Origin of the sequence: Rubrivivax soli (genome assembly GCF_049810355.1) — a bacterium.
Lineage (GTDB): Bacteria > Pseudomonadota > Gammaproteobacteria > Burkholderiales > Burkholderiaceae_C > Rubrivivax.
The window spans coordinates 44,335-63,834 of sequence record NZ_CP187368.1 but is presented as its reverse complement, the minus strand read 5'-3'; the positions used below and the strand labels follow the sequence as shown (position 1 = coordinate 63,834).

The window sequence follows — 19,500 nt, the reverse complement described above, 5'->3', positions numbered from 1 at the left end:
GATCTGGTGGCTGGGTTCATGCACAGCTCCTTGGGGAACTCGAGGTGGTGACCGGCGCTCCCGTGTCCGGGCCGCCCTGGTATCCATGTTTGTTGCAAGCCGCGCGAAAGTCGAGTTAAGCCTTGTCAATCGTCGCTCGACCAAGGGCATGCACGGCTGCCAGTCCGATGCTCGCGGTCCTGGAACGATCCGCTCCGAAGCCGCCTCGCTGGAGGCAGCAGCATCGCGACGACATCGGAACTGCGCTCGCAATGACCTGGTTCTCTGCGCGGCCTGTGCACCGGCCTTTGCGCAAGCCCCCGTCTTGCGCAACGGCGACAGCGTGGACTGATGGCCGCCTGGGCTGCCGGGCATGCGAGGACTGGAAGTCGGAGTCGCAGTGCCGTGTGAGCGACGCCAGTTCGCGACGCACACTGGCCGCGACACGCTAGTGACGTGCACTTGGCAGCGGCAGCGTCGAACGCCTGTCCCCGCGCCGTTGTCCGGCACGGCCCCGGATGCGAGGGCACCAGGCGCGGCAGACCTGCTGCGGGCTTGTGCTGGCCCGGGTGATGCTGCAGCGCCGGCCGCCGCGATCAGCAGGGCGTTGAAGACGCGTCGTTTCCTGCCTCGACTTCATCGGGTAGGAAATCAGTGGACGCCGACAGCGCGGCATGTGCGGCGATCTCCGCCTGCCGACGCTCGACGGCGCTGTTGGCGTATGCCACCGCGTCGGATCCCGCGAGAAGGTGCAGCGGCGGCCGGGCCAACTCCGCGACCTGCACCAGGACCCGACCCAGTCTCGCCGGATCGCCGGGTTGCCGGTGGTTGTAGGTCTCGTAGTCAGCCCGCGGCGGCCCCTGGGGGTCGCCGTAGTCACCGATGCGCCCGCTGCCGTAGCGCACCGAAGAGGCGTCCAGGAAGTCGGTGCGGAAGAAGCCAGGTTCCACGATGGTGACGTGGATGCCGAAGCGTTCCACCTCCAGCGCCAAGGACTCGGAGAAGCCTTCGACCGCAAACTTGGCGGCACAGTAGACGGATGAAGACTCGAACCCCATGAACCCGCCGATCGACGCCAGGTTGAAGATGTGGCCGCTGCGCTGTCTGCGCATCAGCGGCAGCACGGCACGGGTGACGTGCATCAGGCCGAACACGTTGGTCTGGAACTGCTGATCGACGGCCGTGCTGGGAACCTCCTCGAACAGTCCGAGCTGCCCGTAACCGGCGTTGTTGACCAGCACGTCGATCCGCCCGAAGTGATCGACCGCCCGGGCAACGGCAACGGCTGACTGCGGCTCCTGGGCAACGTCCAGGTGGACACAGAGGACCTTGTCGCCGTAGGGAGCGAAGGTCGCTGCGAGGTCTGCGGCGTTCCGGCCGGTGGCGACCACCCGATGGCCGGCTTCGAGTGCGCTGCGTGCGATCGCCATGCCGATTCCACGGCCGGCGCCGGTGATGAACCAGATCTTGCCCATGATGTTTCCAGGTCGGGGTTGAACGTGAACCCAGTCTAGGAAAGCGGCCAGACTCGGCGGTAGCCCGCAACGCCTGGAAAGTTGCCCGATCGTGCAGACCGGAGGAGTGCTATGCGGAGGCGGCCTCCGGCTTGTTGTGCCGCAACCGCTGGATGTCGCGGGCCGGTGAGGTCCCGAACTGGCGGCCGTACTCCCTGCTGAACTGCGACGGGCTCTGATAGCCGACCCGATGCGAGGCGGTGGCCGCATCGGCGCCCTCGGCCAGCATCAGGCGCCGGGCTTCCTGCAGTCGCAACTGCTTGTGGTACTGCAGGGGGCTCATGGACGTCAGTTCCCGGAACCGCAGATGGAACGAAGACGGACTCATGTGCACCCGATGGGCGATCTCCTCGATGCGCAGCGGCTCGGATCGATTCAGCTTCATCCATGCGATGGCCTTGGCCACCCGTCCTGCATGGGATTCGCCGCTGGCAACACTCGCCAGCCGATGGCCTTCAGGACCTTGCAGCAGCCTGATGAGGATCTCGCGCACGGCAAGCGGGGCCAGCAGAACCGCCTCGTCCGGCTTGCCTGCCAGCCGCATCAGCCGCAGCACGGCGTCCAGCAACTCCGGTGTCGTGGAACTGAGATACAGGCCGCCGCGTCCCGCGGGTGCGGCCGGCGGCGGCATCCGCGACTGAACCACGATGTCGGCCACCTGGATCGGGTCGATGTCCAATCGAAAGCCGAGGTAGGGCTCTGCGCGGGAGGCAAGGGTCACCTGCGCGCTGACGGGCAGATCGACGGTGAAGACCAGGACACGGCTCGGGTCATACGCGTAGACATCTGCCCGCAGCATGACCCGCTTGGCGCCCTGCGCGATCAGGCAGACGGCAGGCTGGTGCAAGGCGTGTGTCATTTCGTCGCCGGGCTGCGACACCCGGATGGCCGACACACCCGGAAGCGACGTGGCGTTCACGCCTTCATCTGGCGAACAGGACAGCAGCAGACCGGCAAGCTCTTGCAACTGGGGGCGCATGTCGGAACTGTCTCCTTGCAGGGGAGCGGCTGATGCCGGGGCTGCCGCTGCTGCATCGATGGGCGGCGGCTCGGTGGAAGGGCCGATTCTCAGCGTCGTCCGCGCCTGGGGCGGATGTACGGAGGATCGGGCAAGCAACGTGAACGATCGGGCACTGGATGGTGCGGATGCGCTTCTAGACTGAATCCTCCCATCCAGACGGAGCTTGCATGAAAACCGCCGCACACCTCTTGTCCCGCACCGCGACCGCCGCAATTCTGACGTGCTGTGCGCTGCCCTTGGCAACCCTGGCGATGGCACCTGCCCAGCCAGACGAGCGCATTGCGCGCGGCGAGCAGGTTCTCAGGGACCTGAATCGCGGACGCACGCAACCCGTGTTCGAGTCCATGCGGCGGGACTTCCCTTTCCTCGCCGACGCCACTGCAGGGTATGCCCTCGGAGACGTCTGGGGCCGGACTGTCCTCGATGCCCGGACACGCCAGTTGTCGGCCATGGCTGCCTTCGCTGCGCTGGGCCTGAGACCGTTCTTCAAGGTGCACGCCGGCTATGCGCTCGATGCGGGCGTCCCTGTCGCTGAACTGAAGGAGATCGTCTACCTGGTGACCGTACCGGCGGGCTTCCCGCGTGCCATCGAGGCGTCCCAGGCCCTGCAGGAACTGCTGCAGGAACGGGGGTTGACCGTCGGGTCGGCACCGGCCGCCACGCCGTGAGTCGCCGTTCGGCGGCTGCAACGGCGCCTGAGGTGCATCGCGGTGGCTGCTGGAGGGCGGCGCGTGCATGGGACGGCGGAACGTGTCGGCGTCCAGAGACCACCTGGCAGTGATCGGAGAGTGTCGGGTGCCGCGTTCGTTCGAGACCAGGCATGCGCTCCGCGGCCAGGACTGCGTGGACGAGCCTTCGCCGTGACGCCAATCGATGGCCAGCTGCAGGCCACCGTGGCTCCCAGCTCCGTGAGCAGACCCGCCGGAGCGCAAGTCCCTTGTCCAGGTCTGGGGCTGTCGAGACGGAAGTTCGGCAGGACGCACTCCGACAGCGCGCCGATGACCGATGGGGCAGGCTTGCTGCGGCCCTTCAGGTCGAAGCCGTCTGACGGATCCCCATGGCTTCGTCGCGCGACGACCGGGCAAGCGGAGCATTGCAACCGATCCGACAGCCCAAGTGCATGGGTCGCAGGCCACCGTTCGCTTCCGACAGCAGATCGATGTGCATGGATTCCGTCATCGCCCCAGCGAATCGCGCAGCTTGACGATCGAACGTCAGCTGTCTGGCATCGCTTGGGAACGTCCGCTCCTGGCCGATCGCCGACGGTCGTCGAAGGTCCCTCGACTGACCGCGCGACCCTCCAAGTGCCGCTCGCCACGTTGGATCGGACGATCTCCGGCGGCAGGCATCGAGCCAACGCGCACGCTAGCGCAACCAGGACCAGTCGTCCCATGTCTGAACCCCAGGGAATCGCCAGGTCGGTCCATGCGTTCGCAAGACACAGGCTCGCCCCACTACCCGGTGTGGTCGTGGCGTGTGCAGGTTCCGAGCCTCTCGCCCAGGGCTTCGACAGGATCAACACCTCCTTCGCCAACGTCAACGCCATCCTGGTGACGATCTCGATCGCGATGGGGTGCATCGCGATCATCCGGGTCGGCTACAAGACGGATTCTCTCGCTCGGACTTCCTCGCTCCCGCGGTCGACCGGCCGGGGGGCATGGTCCCTCCCTTCAAGGCGAAGGCCCTCTGAACGGGTGGGGTTCTCCTCGGCCGAAGCCAAGGGCCGATTTCCCGACCCACCTACTGAAAGTCACCAAGTCAGCATCCCGGGCAGTCGTCACCGGCAGGGCCATTGCCGCAAGGAAGGTTGCGGTGGCGGAACCTCCCGACCTGACCTACAACCTCCATCGAGAAGCGGCTGTGCATGGCGCTGGAGGGGCATCTGGCTGAAGCAGCGCGTGTCCTGCTCCACGAGGCGCTGCACGGAATCGCCGACCCCGATGCTTCAAGGTGCATCGACACCCAGCCTCCTGCCGAGCAACCCGCGTTGCTCGGCGACCGCTGTGGCCTCGGTGCGGCTCGCCGCCTCCAGCTTGGACAGGATGGCCTTGGTGTGCGCCTTCACAGTGCCCAGGGCAATGTCCAGGCGGATACCAATGCTCTTGTTGGACAGGCCATCGGCCATCAGCCGCAGGACCTCTGCTTCGCGGGCAGTCAGAGGTGTCCGCATCAAGCTCTGCGCCGCGACGTTGGCGGCACGATCACAGATGTGCCGTCCGCCGCGACCCACTGTGCGCACCGCGACCACGAGCTCATCGAGGCTGCAGCCGGCGAGAAGGTAGCCGCCAACTCCGGCCTGCAAGGCCCGCTGGATGTCTACCTCAGAGTCGTACCGCGAGAGCATCAGCATCGCGCAGCTGCCAGGACCGCAGTGGCCTGTGATGGCCGCCATCGCCGTGTCGTAGTCGCATACCAGGACATCGCCGGCCAGGGCATGTTCGGCGTCGGCATCCTCGGCCTTCAGTGAGATGCCGGGGGCGCCTCGCAAGGCCTGGCAGACGCCTACGGCCAGGAGCGGATCGGCATGGGAGACGGTGACTTGGATTGAGCGCTGAAAGTCGTTCATGGCCTCACCTCGACGGACAACTTGGAGCCGGTCCTGATCTTCCGATGCCAAAGAGTCTGCCGGTGCAAAGCGGCGTGAATTGTTGTTGCCCACCGCTGAGAACCGATCAAGCGCTGCGCTTCAGGCGCAGGAACCGAAACCGGGCTGCCGCGCGCGGCCCGCATGGCCTCTTGCCAGACACGCGAGCCGGTTCGCCGCGGCCGCGCCCCCCGAGTAGCGCGCGCAAACGCCGAGGGCATCGCAACGCGTTCCCTGGTCGCACACTTGGATGCGGGCCTGTCTGGTCGCCGGCGGCGACACAGTCTCGCCACAGCCCCACGTGAGCAAGACCCGTGTCCAGCGCGAGCTGCACAGGGGCCCCATCCCGATTTCACTGGCCAAGCGGGAACTTGCGAAGCGACCATGGCTGCGCATCTGCGAGCCGCGCGCGGCGCGAGCGATGGAAACCATCTGCAGACTCGCCAGGCGCACGCTCCCTGTGCGAAAGAACGCGCGGACAAGAGCTCGACACCACCAGCACGTCGCAGAGGGGAAGCCAGTGGCATCGATTCCGAACGCGGTCGAGGCAACGACTCAAGGCTTGGTGGCAGTCCATGCCAGCAATGCCCAGTGGGTGTCCGCTTCGGACAGATCGGCGCCTTCGTGCTTGATCCGAATGTGACGCCTCCACAGTCCGTGAAGTCGGCCATCGGGACTAGGGATCACAAGATCGATCGGTGGATGTCCCTGCTGGTGCAGTCGCTGAAAGTCGCATCCACCACAGAGCTCGCATCGCCGTTGCAGCTGACCACAGGACACTCCAGATGAACGCCACGGCCATCCCTGGATACACCATCGTCGCGACAGCGGTCCGCGCCTCCTCGATCACGGGCGACACGCTCGGCCTGCACAGGTCATCCGCGCCTCGATGCAATGTGGACTGGGTCGCCGTGCGACTGTCCCGCACCGTGCAGCAGGACCCGTTCGGTTCGGGACTCGACCACTGGATCAGGTGCGTTTGCGTACAACCCTAAACAGCCCTTCAACGCACGCGACTGATGCCATGCGCTACATCCAGACGAAAGACGGAGCCCAGATCTACTACAAGGACTGGGGGTGCGGCCCAGTAGTCACGTTGAGCCACGGCTGGCCGCTGAGCGCCGATGCCTGGGAGGCACAGATGTTCTTCCTCGCCAGCCATGGCTTTCGATGCATCGCTCACGATCGACGCGGCCACGGCCGCTCGAGCCAGCCGTGGGGTGGCAACGACATGGACACCTATGCCGATGATCTCAACGAACTGTTCACGCAGTTGGACATCCAGGGCGCGACGATGGTCGGACACTCAACAGGCGGGGGCGAAGTTGCACGCTACATCGGTCGCCACGGCACGAAGCGTGTCGCGCGCGCGGTGCTGATCGGCGCCGTGCCGCCCTTGATGGTCAAGACCACGGCCAATCCGGACGGCCTGCCACTTGAGGTGTTCGACAGCTTCCGCAAGGCCTACCTGGCCGACCGCGCGCAGTTCTTCATGGACGTGGCCAGCGGCCCATTCTTCGGCTTCAACCGTCCGGGTGCGAAGGTCTCGCAGGGTCTGATCCAGAGATGGTGGATGCAGGGAATGCTGAGTGGGCACAAGAACGCCTACGACTGCATCAAGGCGTTCTCGGAAACGGACTTCACAGAGGACCTGAAGAGGTTCGACGTACCCACGCTGATCATTCACGGCGACGACGACCAGATCGTGCCCATCGGCGCATCGGCCGCGATGTCGTCCAGACTCGTCAACGGCTCCCAGCTCAAGATCTACAAGGGCGGCAGCCACGGCCTCGGCGATACGAGCAAGGAACAGTTGAACCAGGACCTCCTGGCGTTCCTCGAGAGCTGAGTGTCACACCCCGCGCAGCCGCGCGGCTTCCACGACCCATGGAGCTGCCATGAACAAGTTGTCCTTCTTCCTCTGCGTGTTGCTGGCTGTCTCAGCGCGGGCCGAGAAAGCGGCGGCGCCATCCGAGCCGATCAAGCTGTCCGTGGAGAGATTCGTCGTGCTTCCGCACGACACACGCCATCCGGAGGGCCTCGCCTCGAATCCCGCCAACGGCGACATCTATGTCGGAACGTTCGACGCACGCGAACCCCCAGCGGTCCGGAACAACCAGATCCTGCGCTACTCGTCGAGCGGTCGGTTGCTGGCGCGGTACTCGTTCGGGGCACAGCCCCTGACGGGCTTGGCCTTCGCCAATGGCAAGCTCTTCGTTCTCAACTTCGGGGCGTCGAAACTCCAGCGCCTGGACGCTGCCTTCACTTCCGACAGTCCACTGGAAGACGTTGCCAGCTTCGGTGCTCTGACGCCGTCCTCCACCGCACCGAGGTCGGTGGCCAATCCCGACGGCAGCGCGGATCAGGTGGCGTTCGGCTCGAGTGGGTTCGCCGCGATCAACGGCATGGTCTTCGACGACGCGAACAACCTCTACATCTCCGATTCGTTCCAGGGAGCAATCCATCGAGTCGACAACGCAACCCGGTGCAGCCCATGCGCCGTCAGGGTCATCTCGCGCGACCCGAAGCTGGCCACGGCCAATCATCTTCCGTTTGGAGCGAACGGACTGGCGTTCGGAAAGACGCCTGACACCCTCTACATCACCAACGCAGGTGACAGCCGATTGCTGAAGCTCAACCTGCAGAGCGGCCAGGTCTCCGTCCTGTCGGAAAGCCTTCCGGGCGCTGACGGGCTCCTGTTCCACGACGGACTGCTCTGGGTTGCGGCGAACCAGGCCGATGTCGTGCTTGGGGTCGATGAACATGGGCTCATCCGAGTCAGAGCCGGTGAGTTCCTCGGAGTCAGCCCCGACGGCACGCCGCGGGGACTGCTGTTCCCGGCGAGCACCGCCGTCTCGGACACGTGGATGGTCGTCACCAATCTCGCTCTGCCTCTCACACCGACGGCGGGCGACGAATGGGAAGAACGCGTCACACGCTGGACCCTGTCCCGTTTCAGGATCCCGCGCGCGGCATACCGGTGATCACCGATGGCTCGTCGCGGCGCGCACCTCGACCGGAGCAAGCAGCCGACTGAAGTCGGCTACAGCGGCCGCCCCACATTGAGCAGTTCGCGCCCGGCCAGCCATCGCTCGAGATTCGCCAGGAAGAGGTCTCGCGTACGTGCAGGCAGACCCTGAGTCAGTCCGGCAACATGCGAGGACAGCACCGTGTTCGGCAAGGTCCACCATGGCGAGTCCTCTGGCAAGGGCTCCTGCTCGAAAACGTCCGCATAGACCCCGCCCAGCGCTCCGCGCTGCAGCGCGGCGAAGAGGTCGGCCTCGACGACCACTTCGCCGCGCGAGACATTGACCAAACGCGCATGGGACGGCAGGCGCGACAGCAGGTCCGCGTCGACGAGGCTCCGAGTCGCCGATGACAGTGGGCAGCACAGGAAGAGCCAGTCGGCCGAGGCGGCGGCCTCCCGGAGATCGGCAAGCGTCCCCACAGCGGCGCAAGCAGGATGCAGCTGCCGCTGCCTTCGCAGGCCCGTGACATGCAGGCCCAGCGCTTGGCAGAGCCTTGCGACGCGGCTACCGATGGCGCCCAGTCCGATCACCACGGCGTGCTGGCCGGTCAAGTCGCGCGGCGCGGCCTCCGGTGCGTGCGGTGCCCATCGCCTCGCGTCCTGCGATCGCACCCAGTGCGCCACGCCAAGGTGCAGCGCCAGCATGCCAGCGATCGCGCATTGCGCTACCGCTTCCGCGTTGGCACCGGTCGACGACGTGACGGTCACGCCACGGCGCATCGCGGTCTGAAGCAGAGGCCGGTCCGTTCCCGCCGAGCAGACGTGCATCCATTGCAGCCCGGTGCATCTTTCAACCACCGCGCCGAACTGCGCCAGTCCTGCATGCGGCGCTTGCTTGTTTCTGGGTCCGATGAGATCGGTGGACAGGAACGCGGCTCGAACGTCGGCCAACTCCTGCGCCTGAGGGGCTTGGTCCGGCTTCAGCACCAGTGCTCTTGCACTCTCGGCCATCACCTCGCTCAACCGTGCGCCGTCGGTGGTCCAAAGCGCTTCAGTCACGAGCACGGCAGGGACATTGCTCGTCATGGTCTCCGATTCCGGGTGCCGGCGTCGGCGATAGAGTACATCTATGAACCGGCCTGTCCTGTTGATCACTCGAAGGTGATCGCCAGTTCGCGCGCCAGTCGCTGGTACCGCGAGATGTCGCGCAGGATCGCCTGCTGCAGATCTGCACCGGTGCCAGGCAGAGGGTACAGACCCAGCAACTTGAGCCGCTCCTGCAGCTCCGGCGCCTTCAGCGCCTGCTGCAAACCGCGCTCCAACGTGGCCAGAACCTCGGATCGCAAACCGGCAGGCGCCAGCAACCCTTGCCAGAGACCCAGGTCGAAGCCGGCCGCGCCCGCTTCATCCAGCGTGGGCACATCGGGGTAGTGCGGATCGCGCTTCAACCCGAGTGTCGCGATCGGCCGCACTTTGCCGGCATCGATCTGCGCGCGCGCGAGGCCGTCGAAGCTGCAGTCCACGTCGCCCGCCAAGACTGCCTGCATGGCAGGGGCGCTGCCCGAGAACGGCACATGCACGGCACGCACCTTCTTCATGGCTGCGAACATCTCGCCTGCAAAGTGAGCGCCAGTCCCTACACCCGAACTTGCGTACACCAGACCATTGGGTCGACTTCGAGCGTAAGCCACCAGTTCTTCGACATTGCGCACGGGAAGCTTGGCGCTGCAGACCATCAGCGCCTGGTAGCCAAACAGACGCATGACCGGCGTAAAGCCCTTGACAGGATCGTACGGGGGGGGCTTTGTCGCCGCCGACAGCATCCCATGCGTGACCGTGTTGGCCAGCAGAAGGGTGTAACCGTCGGCGGGTGCGCTCTCCACCATCTGCGAGCCAATCCGTCCCGCCGCGCCCGGCCGGTTGGCGATGACCACGGGCTGCTTCAGCACCTCGGCCAATTGCTCACCGAGCATCCTCGCAGCGACGTCGGTGGGCCCACCCGGCGGGAACGCGACCACCAGCGTGATGGCACGTACCGGGTAGTCCTGCGCCGAGACGCCCTGGACGAAAAGGGCAAGGACCGCGCCAACAGCCACGCGCAAGCGGTTCATCATGGAACACCCCCCGCCTAAATCAACGACCGTGCTGCACGAGCCGGCCCACGCCGGTTCAACACTTCGATGGCACGCGGGAATCTATTGGCTTCAGGCGAACCTGTCCATCGTCTTCATCTCGGGGACGGCCGCTGCCTCCCCAATGCCACTGGCGATCTCGACCTTCTCACTGCGACCAGTCAGGATCCCGGTCGACAGCGTGACGTCTGTCCCGGAGACCTGCGAGACCGGGCCGCCCGTCCTTGACTGTGCGGCCGCCTGCTCGTGCCTCGCGGCGTCGAAGCGCGCAGGCCTGGTGGCGAGGCGGTGTTGCAGCTTCGTGATGGCGAACTGGTCAGCCGACCTCAACAGCCTGCCCTGGGCGGTCGTTGCCCCGCAATTGAAGGTCTCTTCCGCCTGCGGAAACACCAGCAGGAGCGTCGCGGTGCAGCAGGCTGTGTGTGCCGTTGTGCACCCCTGCGGGGCATTGCGCAGCCCCAACGCCGACCGTGTTCTTTCAGTCGACGAGAACGTCGAACCTCAGACCCACGCAGCAAGCGGTGTGCCGTCCTGTCGGGTCAGGACTTCCAGCAGGTGACGCGCGCGAACGTGGTCACGCGTTGCGTGCCCTTGCGTGAATCGAGCCAGCGCGCGATCCAGGACACCGACCGCATGACCACGGCCGGCGGCATCCCGCGCATGAAGCCTGGCCTGGCTCATGGCCGCTCGCAGTGCCCATGATGCTGCCGTCTGCGAGAGAGCGATCGCCATGGCACGCCGCAACGACAAGTCGGCCGTCTCTGGATCGACAGTCCCTTCGGACAGCCCTTGTTCGGTCGCGGCCCGCAAGGTTTCCGCCGCCGACCAGCCTGCGAGACCAGCGTCTGCACGCTCGAGTGCCACCTGGGTTGCCAACCGCTCGTGCAGCGTGCTGGCCATTTCCGCCTCCCGGGCTGTGAACTGCAAGCGAGAAGGCACGCACACTCCTTGACCGCCTTCTCGCAGAACGAGCGCTGTCTCGCACATGCGGGCCCAGGATGCCCAGTAGTCCAGGGAGTGCTTGTTCGCCAGATCCTGCAGTTCGGCGATGAGCCCGGCGGCGGCGAGATCTCCTCGCCACATCGCAACGGGGATGGCCCCGATGGCGAGCGCATGGCCCAGTGCGAACGGCGTCATGACTCGGGCAAGTTCGACGCACTCGCTCGCGATGCAGAGAGCGTCGTCAACCTCGCCACACAGCCATGCAATCCGGGCCTTCAGGGCGCGCATCGACACGGACGTTGGAACACTTCCGACGTACTTCGAGTACGTCCTGCGAGAGGGATGCGCCAGGATGTGCTCGACGGTCTTCGCCGCCTCTGCATGTCGACCCAGCGCATGTTGCGCCTGCGCCATCAAGCGTGCACCCAGCAACAGGGCCGATGGCGCGTTGGGACTGACCGACAGGCGAATGACTTCACGTGCCAGATCGATCACGTCGCCATAGTCCCCACGTCCCATCGCATAAGTCATCAGACTCTCGATGGCGTCGATCTTGTCGTCCCTGTCAGAGGTCTGACAAACAAGAAGCCTGAGGCGCGCCAAGAAGTCGGCACTGTGCGCGTGGTGGTGCGCTGCAACCCCGGCAACGCGGCAAAGCGCCGACAAGGCGCGAAGTTCCAGGACCGGATCGTGCGGGTCCAGGGACTGCGCTTGGCGAAGCGCCGTCTCCATGCGCGGGCGGAACTCATCCATGACACCAAGCTGATGGACAAGGGCCACTCCCGCGGTCGTGATGGATATCGCGAGCCGCGAATCTCCCTGCGGAGAGCTTGCCCAGTCAAGGGCAGCTCGCATGTCGTCGAGCAGTACTGCGTAGAGGCCATGCTTGCTGAGCAACGTCTCAACGTCCAGCTCCTCGATATCCTCCTCGACCGCCTCAATCCGGACCCGAACCCGTTCGGCGTGTCTCCGCGACACCGAATTCCATTCGCCTGACGCCATCAGCTTCTGCATGGCATAGGCACGCGTGGTGACCAGCAATCGGCAATGTGGAGATCCGAGGCTGCGATCCACTCCAACGAGTGACTTAGAGACGAGACCCAGCACGCTCTCGCGCACAGAGGCTGCACCAACAATGTCACATGCGACCACTGCCGATGCAGTCTCGATGGAAAACGGGCCACTGAAGACCGCCAGCCGGCGCAAGACGATCCGATCGGTCTCGTTCAATAGATCATGGCTCCAGTCCAGCAATGCCTGCAGCGTTTGGTGCCTTGGCGCAGCAGTTCGACGCCCACGCGTCAGTACGCGAAAGCTGTCCGTGAGTCGGCTGACGAGGTCATGCACGCCCAGCGTGTAGACACGGGCGGCAGCCAGCTCGATGGCCAGCGGCATGCCATCAAGCTGCCGACACAACCGGTGCACCAAGGACGCAGTGTCGGCCCTGATCGTGAAGCTGTCGTCGAGCGCGTGGGCCCGTTGCACGAACAACTGCACAGCCGGCGAGGAGTGATCGTCCGGCTGGTCGAGTGGTGGCAGTCCCAGTGGCCCCAGGCGATAGACACATTCGCCACCGACATTGAGCGATTCGCGACTGGTAGCAAGAATATGAATCCCCGGCGAGCCCGCAATCAGTTCCTGCGCAACATTGGCGGCTGCGTCGATGACTTGCTCGCAGTTGTCTAGAACGATCAGGACACGCTTGTTGGTCAACGACCGAAGCAGGTGAATCGTGCCCATCTCGGAGGGAAGCTTGATGCCGAGGGCACTGGCGACCATGGGCAACACACGGGCTTGCTCGACCACAGGGGAGAGATCGACGAACTTGACACCGTCCGCGAATAGGTCGCAGGCAGATTCTGCAGCTGCAATGGCCACCGTCGTCTTGCCCATTCCACCTGCTCCGACAACAGTGACGAGGCGCCTCGCTTCCACCATGCCGGTCAACGCTTGGATGACCGAGTCCCGGCCGACCGGTCGGGATGGCAGCGGGGGCAGATTGTGGCGCTGCTCATGTGATCGGAGTGCACTTCCGGGTTCCACGTGCTGCTGCAACGGCTCAAGAAGCGTTCCAACAAAGGTGTAGCCGCGACCAGGCACGTTCGCGATGTAGCGCGCGCCGTCTTCTCCCTCACCCAAGGCTCGACGCAGTGCTGAAACATGCACGCGCAAACTGGACTCTTCGACGATGGTCCGAGGCCAGACCCTGGACTCGAGTTCCTGCCGGCTGAGAACTTCGCCAGGCCGCTCGGTCAAGGCATCCAGGAGATCCAATGCCCGATCGCCGATGGGCACACGCTCGCCCTTCCGACACAGCGTTCTGGTCGTTCGATCGAACGTGAATGCACCAAACGCGACGATTGTGGGAGCGGCGTTCATTGATTTCTCTTGACGGACCCGCTTTGGCCAGTTCACCGCAACGCTTCCAGAAGGCTGCCTGCGGTACGCAAGTCGGCGGTGTCAAATCCCTCGGTGAAGCGTTCGTACGCGGGCTCCAACACTTCAATGGCATCGCGGTGCATGCAGCGATCGCTCAACAGGATTGCGAGACTGCTGGCCGCCCGAAGGGACCAGCCAGCCGCCCCATGCTGGTCGGCCAGGCGCAACGCTCGTCTCAGAAGAGCCTCGCTCGAAGATGGAACAGCCGCAGCGCGAAGCAATTCAGGTCCGCACCAACCGCACCTCCCGGCCATCGCATCCTCGACGACGCCTTGATCGACTGTGCCCAATCTGAAGGACCACATGTGATAGCGGACGACGACATTCTGCAGTCCCTCCAGCCTCAAGGCGCTGATCTCGGCGCTTGATGCCTGCTGCAGCAAATGCAGAGCTTGCTCGTACATGTCTCGCCACAAGGTCCAATACGGAGCGTGGTGCTCCGTGATGGCGTCTCGCAACTGTGGAAGCAACGCAGCGAACGCATCGATGTCTCCCCGCCATAGCGCGACCGGCATCGCTCCAATGGCCAGCGCACAGCACACCGAACTCGGACCGTCAGCGACGGCAAGGCGTACCGCCTCGCTCGCCTCACCCCATGCCTGGTCCGGAAGACCCTGGCACCACAGCGATCGGGACATCGTCGTTCGCATGGAAACGGCGGGAGAGACCGGAGAGCCGGTGATCAGCAGCGGCCCCTTCAATCTGCCTTCGGCCAACAGGTCTTGCGCCAGCGCACACGCTTCGGCGTGTGCGCCGGCGCTTCCCAACGTGAGCGCCCGTGCTCGCGTTACGACTCGCTGTGCGGGGACATCACCGTGCACTCGGACAAGCTGGTCGGCTTCCTTGATCCACCGCAGGGCATCATCGTAGCGAGCCGAGAAAAAGGCAGAGCACCACAGCGCGATAGGAGCGGTCAGCCGCTGGCGCACCGTGCCCATGCGGCGACAGACATCCAGGGACCACAGCAGGTCAGCGTGGCGACTGTCGTCCAGGTCAAGGGCGCTCGGCCGCGCGATCACGGGAAGAGCCATGAGCAATGCTTCGAGGAGAGGTTGCCGAGGCTGGAAGGTCTTCAGCTTCTCAAGGGCGATTCGGGCGCGTTGATCAAACTCGCTCATCAGGCCAGCGTGTGCTGCGACGGCGATACCGGCAATGGTGAGAGAGACACCCAACACCACATCCCCGCCATCGGAGAATGACCAGTCGATCGCCGCCCGAATGTCGTGCAACCAGGCGCTGTAGGTCTGGCGCCACTCTTCTGGATGCATCTTCTCCCAGTTCGCTTCGGCACCTTCAAGCAAGTCCAGCAGAAACCGGGCATGACGCAGGCGGACCCCTGCGCGATCCATTGCCGAGAGTTTCCCGTCAGCGTACTCCCGCGTGGTGTCGAGCAACCGGAGCACACGAGTCCCCGGGGTGGCCGAAATGGCGATCAACGACTTCTCAGTCAGGGCCAGGATGCACGCTTCCACAGTTCCCTCGTCAAGCAGCGCGTCCGAGACCACGAAGACGGCGGCGTCATAGGTGAACGGTCCCCGAAACACGGAGAGCCTGACCAAGGTGCGCTGCTGGTCCGTCTCAAGCAGCGTGAAGCTCCAGTCCATCATTTGGAGCAAGCTGCAGTGCCTGCCTCTGGAAACGCGTTCGGCCTGCAGGGCGACCAATGGACGCTCGACGAGTTGCTGCGCCAGTTCACGCAACCCAAGCTCTTGCACGCGGGCAGCCGCGATCTCGATCGCCAGGGGCATGCCGTCCAGACGCTGGCAGATGCGGGCGAGTGTGGGCACATCGCGCTGATCGGGTGAAAAGCTTGGTTGTGCTGCGCGCGCACGTTCGACAAAGAGCTGGATGGCAGCGAGGTCAAGCGCCTTCGTCAACTGTAGCGCCGCAGCATTGGCCGCGAGGTTCAGCGGCTCGATGCGAAAGACGCTCTCGCCGTTCACGAACAGCGGCTCGCGACTGGTTGCGAGGATCCTCAGCGGCCCTTCCAAGGTCAGGATGTCCTGGGTCAGTTCGGCGACCGCCTCCAGGAGATGCTCGCAGTTGTCGATGACCACCAGCACCTGCTTGTGCCGCAGCGCAGCACGGAATCGGGCCTGCGGATCACCGCCCCACGGCTGCAGATCGACGACGGCAACCAGCGCCGGCAGCACATGCGCGGGATCACTGACCGGCGCCAGATCCACGACGAGGCACCCATCGGCGAACTCCGTTGCGTAGCGGCGGGCAAACTCCAGGGCGAGGGTTGTCTTTCCCATACCTCCGGGCCCGACGATCGTCGCCAGCCGCTGGTGCGCGAACAGCACCGCAAGAGCTGCAAGCGCACGATCGCGTCCAATGACCGGCGCGCGGACAACGCTCGAGGGCTCGCTGTTGCGCTTCCCGTCAAGGCGGACGAGCGAAAAGCCTCGACCTGGAAAGTGGGCCACATAGCCCGCCTTGGGATCGGCCTGCGCAAGCGCAATGTTCAAGGCTTCCGCGCGTTGCATCAGTTCCGCGGCTGTGACTGTCAGTCGGCTCTTCAACCGGATCTCAGGCACCACGCCATCCGCCGTGAGCAACACGCGCAGCAGCATCAGGCTGTGCGCGTCAAGATCCAGCGGCACACCCCGATGCACAAGGCGATCCGGGCTGCCTTCCAGCATGAAGTTGCCCCATGCAACGGGCTTTGAGTTCACGCCATGTCCGAGGCTCTCATCTCGAGTCTCGCTCCAGGTCGACAAGAAGTTCCGTGGCCCGGACCACATCAGACGTATCGAAGCCTTGTCGGATCCGTCCGAGGGTTCCAGCAAGCAGGGCATGCGCGCGGACAGTTGCGTTGCGACTCGCCCAGTACCGCGCCAGGCTACAGGCGACTCGGAGCTCCCATGCAACGGCGCCCTGGCAGCGCGCCAGGGCAAGCGCACGATCAAGAACACTTTCGGCCGACGGATCGCATGGATCGGCACGCAGACGGTTCTCGGCATCTGCGCGAAGAATCTCGGGTGCACACCAGCCGATGGAGCCGGCCTCCACGCGCGCAAGCGTCTCCGGCCGCAGCATGTCTTCAGCAAACGTTGCAAACAGATCGATCACCGGCAGGCTGGTGCAGGAACAGGTTGATGAAGCGCCTAGCAGCCTCCGATTGAGGACTTGTTCGAACACGTCGATATAGCGGGTCCAGAACACCAACTCATGGTGCGCAACCTGATCCTTCAGAGCGTCGAGCAGTTGCTGCGCCTGTCGATCCTTCCCCTGCCAAAGCAGCAAGGGGAGCCCCGCGTGAACCACCAAGGTCCCCATGGCCATGGGGTGGCGCGCGTAGTCTCCGGTCAGCGCGTTCTCGAGCAACGATGCAGCGTCGTCACTTCGACCTTGAATCCACTGGATCCGGATCAGGTAAGAACAGGCCGCAACCTTGCGCGAACCCTGGCCGACATACTCGCGATGAACCTTGCGTGTTGGGTGGTCGAACACCTTCTGCATTCGTGGAAGAGCAGCATCGTGATCGCCGAGATGGTGGTAGGTCGTGGCCAGCATCCGCTCTCCCAGCAGCGCCCACGCCGGGTGGTCGTCCTCAGGCACGAGTTGCCGAAGCCGGCCGAGGTACTCCAGTGCCGCCATGTGATCGCCGACATTCGAGGCCCAGATGAGCAGACCGTACAAGCCTTCAATCTTGTCGTCCCGATCCGCGACTTGATCGATCAACTGGAGGACGTGGTCTGCAAAGGTCTCCCTGCCCACGCCATGCCCGACCATCAGCCCGACAAAACACCACGAGATACACAGCCGCAGTTCCACCAGCGGGTCGATTGCCCTCAACTGCTCCACCAGCATCAGCGCAGACCGAATGCGCGCAGCAAACTCGGCATACAGCCCGAACTCCTGCACGTGAAAGCGTGCAGCTGCGCAGACCTCCACGCCGGAGAGCTTGTCACCACCCGGCGCGAACGAACGGTCGATGGCCGCCCGGGTGTCATCGAGGATCGTGGCCTCACGCTCATGCCAAGCATCCAGGTCAGCCTCTTCGATCTCTCGGAGTTCCGCACATGCCTGGTACAGGTGTTGGCAAACATGACGTGCGTGCCGCCTCCAGTACTCTGGTGCCTCCTCGCTGACCGCCAGCTTCTGTTCAGCGTAGGCCCTGGTCAAGTAGAGAAGTCGGAGTGGTGCAGTCGCGCCATTCCCCTGACGAACGATCAGGGACTTGGCAACCAAGGACTCGATGCAGCGCTCGACGGCGGACGCTCCCACTTCCGGGCACGTCGCGATGCCGATGGCGGCCTGCATGGTGAAGCGACCACGGAACACGGACAGTCTCCGAAGAACGAGCCGTTCCTGCACGCCGAGAAGTTCGTGACTCCAATCCAGCAGTGCTTCGAGCGTTCGGTGTCGTGGCGCCGCTGCGCGCCTTCCCGTGGCAAGCAGTTGACCGATGTCTTCCAGCCGGGCCTGCAATTGGTCCAGACCCAGGGACTCCACGCGGGCGGCAGTGAGTTCAATCGCAAGCGGAACGCCATCCAGCCGACCGCAGATCGCCTTGACGAGTTCCTTGGCGTCGCTCTCGCACCCGAAGTCACCGGCGGCAGAGCGAGCGCGCTCGACAAAGAGCTGAGACGCCTCATCGGCATCCAGGGGAGGCATTGGGGTGACCACCTCGCCAGGGATGCCCAATGGGGCACGCGACGTTGCTAGGATGCGGACGTCGCCCGGGGCAGACAGCATGCGCGTCACGAGAGAGACAACTTCAGCCGACAAGTGCTCGCAGTTGTCGAGCACGATCAGGAGCCGTCTGCCCCTGAGGTGTGCTTTCAGTCTTGGCCAAGGCTTGTCGCCGTGGACGAAGACGCCAAGCGCGATCGCGACGGTTGCGCAGACAATTGTTGGCGCCACGATCGGCGAGAGGTCGACGAACCAAACTCCATCCTGGACGCTATCCCGCAGCGCATGCCCCACTGCCACGGCGACACGGGTCTTTCCGATGCCTCCGGCGCCGACAACCGTGACCAGATGCGCAGTCTCGAGCTTCGTCTGGATGTCTTGGACGATGCCGGCCCGACCGACCATTGCATCGCTGTGGAAAGGCAGGCGGCCACGAGGCACTTCGGCGGCCGTTTGTTCCTCGACTCGCACGGCGCCCGCATCCCCCGGCTCGGCGGTGTCGCAGACTTCTATCGGCGCAACGAAGCGATAGCCCTTTCCTGGCACGTTTGCGATGTAGCGCGCCTGTTCGCGGCTGTCGCCGAGAGCCTTGCGCAGCGCGTGGATGTGGACGCGCAGGCTGGTTTCTTCGACGATCGTCTTGGGCCACACTTCGCGGACCAGTTCTTCGTGCGTCATGACTTCGCCCGGCCGCACGGTCAGCGCCGCCAGGAGATCCATGGCACGACCGCCCAATCGGATCTCCCGGCCAGCTTCGGTGAGGACACGTCGGCGCAGGTGCAGCGAGAAGGGGCCGAAGCGCAGGGCGGTTTCGTTCGGGGTCTTCATGGCGCTCGCACGCGATCTACCGCCGAGTGTCGGCGAGGCTCCGTGGGAACGGGACTGCTGCGAGCGGGCGCGAAGCTACCTTGAATCCTCCGCGCCAAACCGAACCAGGGCCGGGCTCGGGACGGTACAACCTCCTCCGGACAACGCCGAAGCTGCGCCAGGCGAAACAGGTCCCGTGCGCGGTTTGGTTCCAGGATTGGCGCCAAGGTACCAGTGTCGGTTGAGGTGGGAAAACGGCCAGTCACAGCCGGTAGGAATTGTATTTGCCCCGATCGTCGGTTGACGTCATGAGTTGCGAACCGCCGTAAATCGCACTTGTGCCCGCAGCGCGTGGGCACAGGCGGTCCGCTCGTGGCGAGGGAAGGGCCTTGCCTCCCGGCGAAGGCGGAGGAACGAACACCGACGACGTTGCCCTAGAAGCGACGCCGAGTGCGACGAGTCGCTGTTAAGAC

Annotated in this window: 12 protein-coding genes; 3 read left to right on the top strand and 9 right to left on the bottom strand. The window is 64.7% G+C overall.

Annotated features, from left to right (window positions below; genetic code table 11):
- Window positions 1–575: 575 nt before the first annotated feature.
- Window positions 576–1,454 (bottom strand): oxidoreductase, encoded by an 879-nt coding sequence (locus tag ACPOLB_RS00260; protein WP_425259269.1) that lies wholly within the window; start codon window positions 1,452–1,454, stop codon window positions 576–578.
- Window positions 1,455–1,563: 109 nt separating this feature from the next.
- Window positions 1,564–2,472 (bottom strand): AraC family transcriptional regulator N-terminal domain-containing protein, encoded by a 909-nt coding sequence (locus ACPOLB_RS00255; RefSeq protein ID WP_425259268.1) that lies wholly within the window; start codon window positions 2,470–2,472, stop codon window positions 1,564–1,566.
- Window positions 2,473–2,681: 209 nt separating this feature from the next.
- Between ACPOLB_RS00255 and ACPOLB_RS00250 the strand changes: the two genes are divergently transcribed.
- Window positions 2,682–3,182, top strand: coding sequence for a carboxymuconolactone decarboxylase family protein (locus ACPOLB_RS00250; RefSeq protein ID WP_425259267.1), 501 nt, complete (start codon window positions 2,682–2,684; stop codon window positions 3,180–3,182).
- Between the two features lie 1,277 nt (window positions 3,183–4,459).
- Here the strand turns inward: ACPOLB_RS00250 and ACPOLB_RS00245 are convergent.
- On the bottom strand, window positions 4,460–5,080 hold the full coding sequence (locus tag ACPOLB_RS00245; RefSeq protein WP_425259266.1) for a LuxR C-terminal-related transcriptional regulator: 621 nt from the start codon (window positions 5,078–5,080) through the stop codon (window positions 4,460–4,462).
- A gap of 907 nt (window positions 5,081–5,987) precedes the next feature.
- On the opposite strand from ACPOLB_RS00245, the gene ACPOLB_RS00240 reads away from it, so the two are divergent.
- Together ACPOLB_RS00240 and ACPOLB_RS00235 are read left to right on the top strand one after the other, a co-directional pair.
- The gene (locus tag ACPOLB_RS00240; protein ID WP_425259265.1) at window positions 5,988–6,947 is read left to right on the top strand and encodes an alpha/beta fold hydrolase; all 960 of its coding nucleotides are present in this window, start codon (window positions 5,988–5,990) and stop codon (window positions 6,945–6,947) included.
- A gap of 49 nt (window positions 6,948–6,996) precedes the next feature.
- The gene (locus ACPOLB_RS00235) at window positions 6,997–8,082 is read left to right on the top strand and encodes a hypothetical protein (protein WP_425259264.1); all 1,086 of its coding nucleotides are present in this window, start codon (window positions 6,997–6,999) and stop codon (window positions 8,080–8,082) included.
- A gap of 59 nt (window positions 8,083–8,141) precedes the next feature.
- On the opposite strand, the gene ACPOLB_RS00230 is transcribed toward ACPOLB_RS00235, so the two are convergent.
- The 6 genes from ACPOLB_RS00230 to ACPOLB_RS00205 form a co-directional block, all read right to left on the bottom strand.
- Window positions 8,142–9,152: a D-2-hydroxyacid dehydrogenase gene (locus ACPOLB_RS00230; protein WP_425259263.1), complete on the bottom strand. Its 1,011-nt coding sequence runs from the start codon at window positions 9,150–9,152 to the stop codon at window positions 8,142–8,144.
- Between the two features lie 65 nt (window positions 9,153–9,217).
- Entirely contained in the window at window positions 9,218–10,180 is a 963-nt protein-coding gene (locus tag ACPOLB_RS00225) for a Bug family tripartite tricarboxylate transporter substrate binding protein (RefSeq protein ID WP_425259262.1), read from the bottom strand.
- Between the two features lie 90 nt (window positions 10,181–10,270).
- Entirely contained in the window at window positions 10,271–10,588 is a 318-nt protein-coding gene (locus ACPOLB_RS00220; RefSeq protein ID WP_425259261.1) for a hypothetical protein, read from the bottom strand.
- A gap of 111 nt (window positions 10,589–10,699) precedes the next feature.
- A complete protein-coding gene (locus ACPOLB_RS00215) occupies window positions 10,700–13,519 on the bottom strand; it encodes an ATP-binding protein (RefSeq protein WP_425259260.1) in 2,820 nt (939 codons plus the stop codon).
- A gap of 32 nt (window positions 13,520–13,551) precedes the next feature.
- The gene (locus ACPOLB_RS00210; protein ID WP_425259259.1) at window positions 13,552–16,257 is read right to left on the bottom strand and encodes an ATP-binding protein; all 2,706 of its coding nucleotides are present in this window, start codon (window positions 16,255–16,257) and stop codon (window positions 13,552–13,554) included.
- A 16-nt stretch (window positions 16,258–16,273) separates the two neighbouring features.
- Window positions 16,274–19,048 (bottom strand): ATP-binding protein, encoded by a 2,775-nt coding sequence (locus ACPOLB_RS00205; RefSeq protein ID WP_425259258.1) that lies wholly within the window; start codon window positions 19,046–19,048, stop codon window positions 16,274–16,276.
- Window positions 19,049–19,500 lie beyond the last annotated feature (452 nt).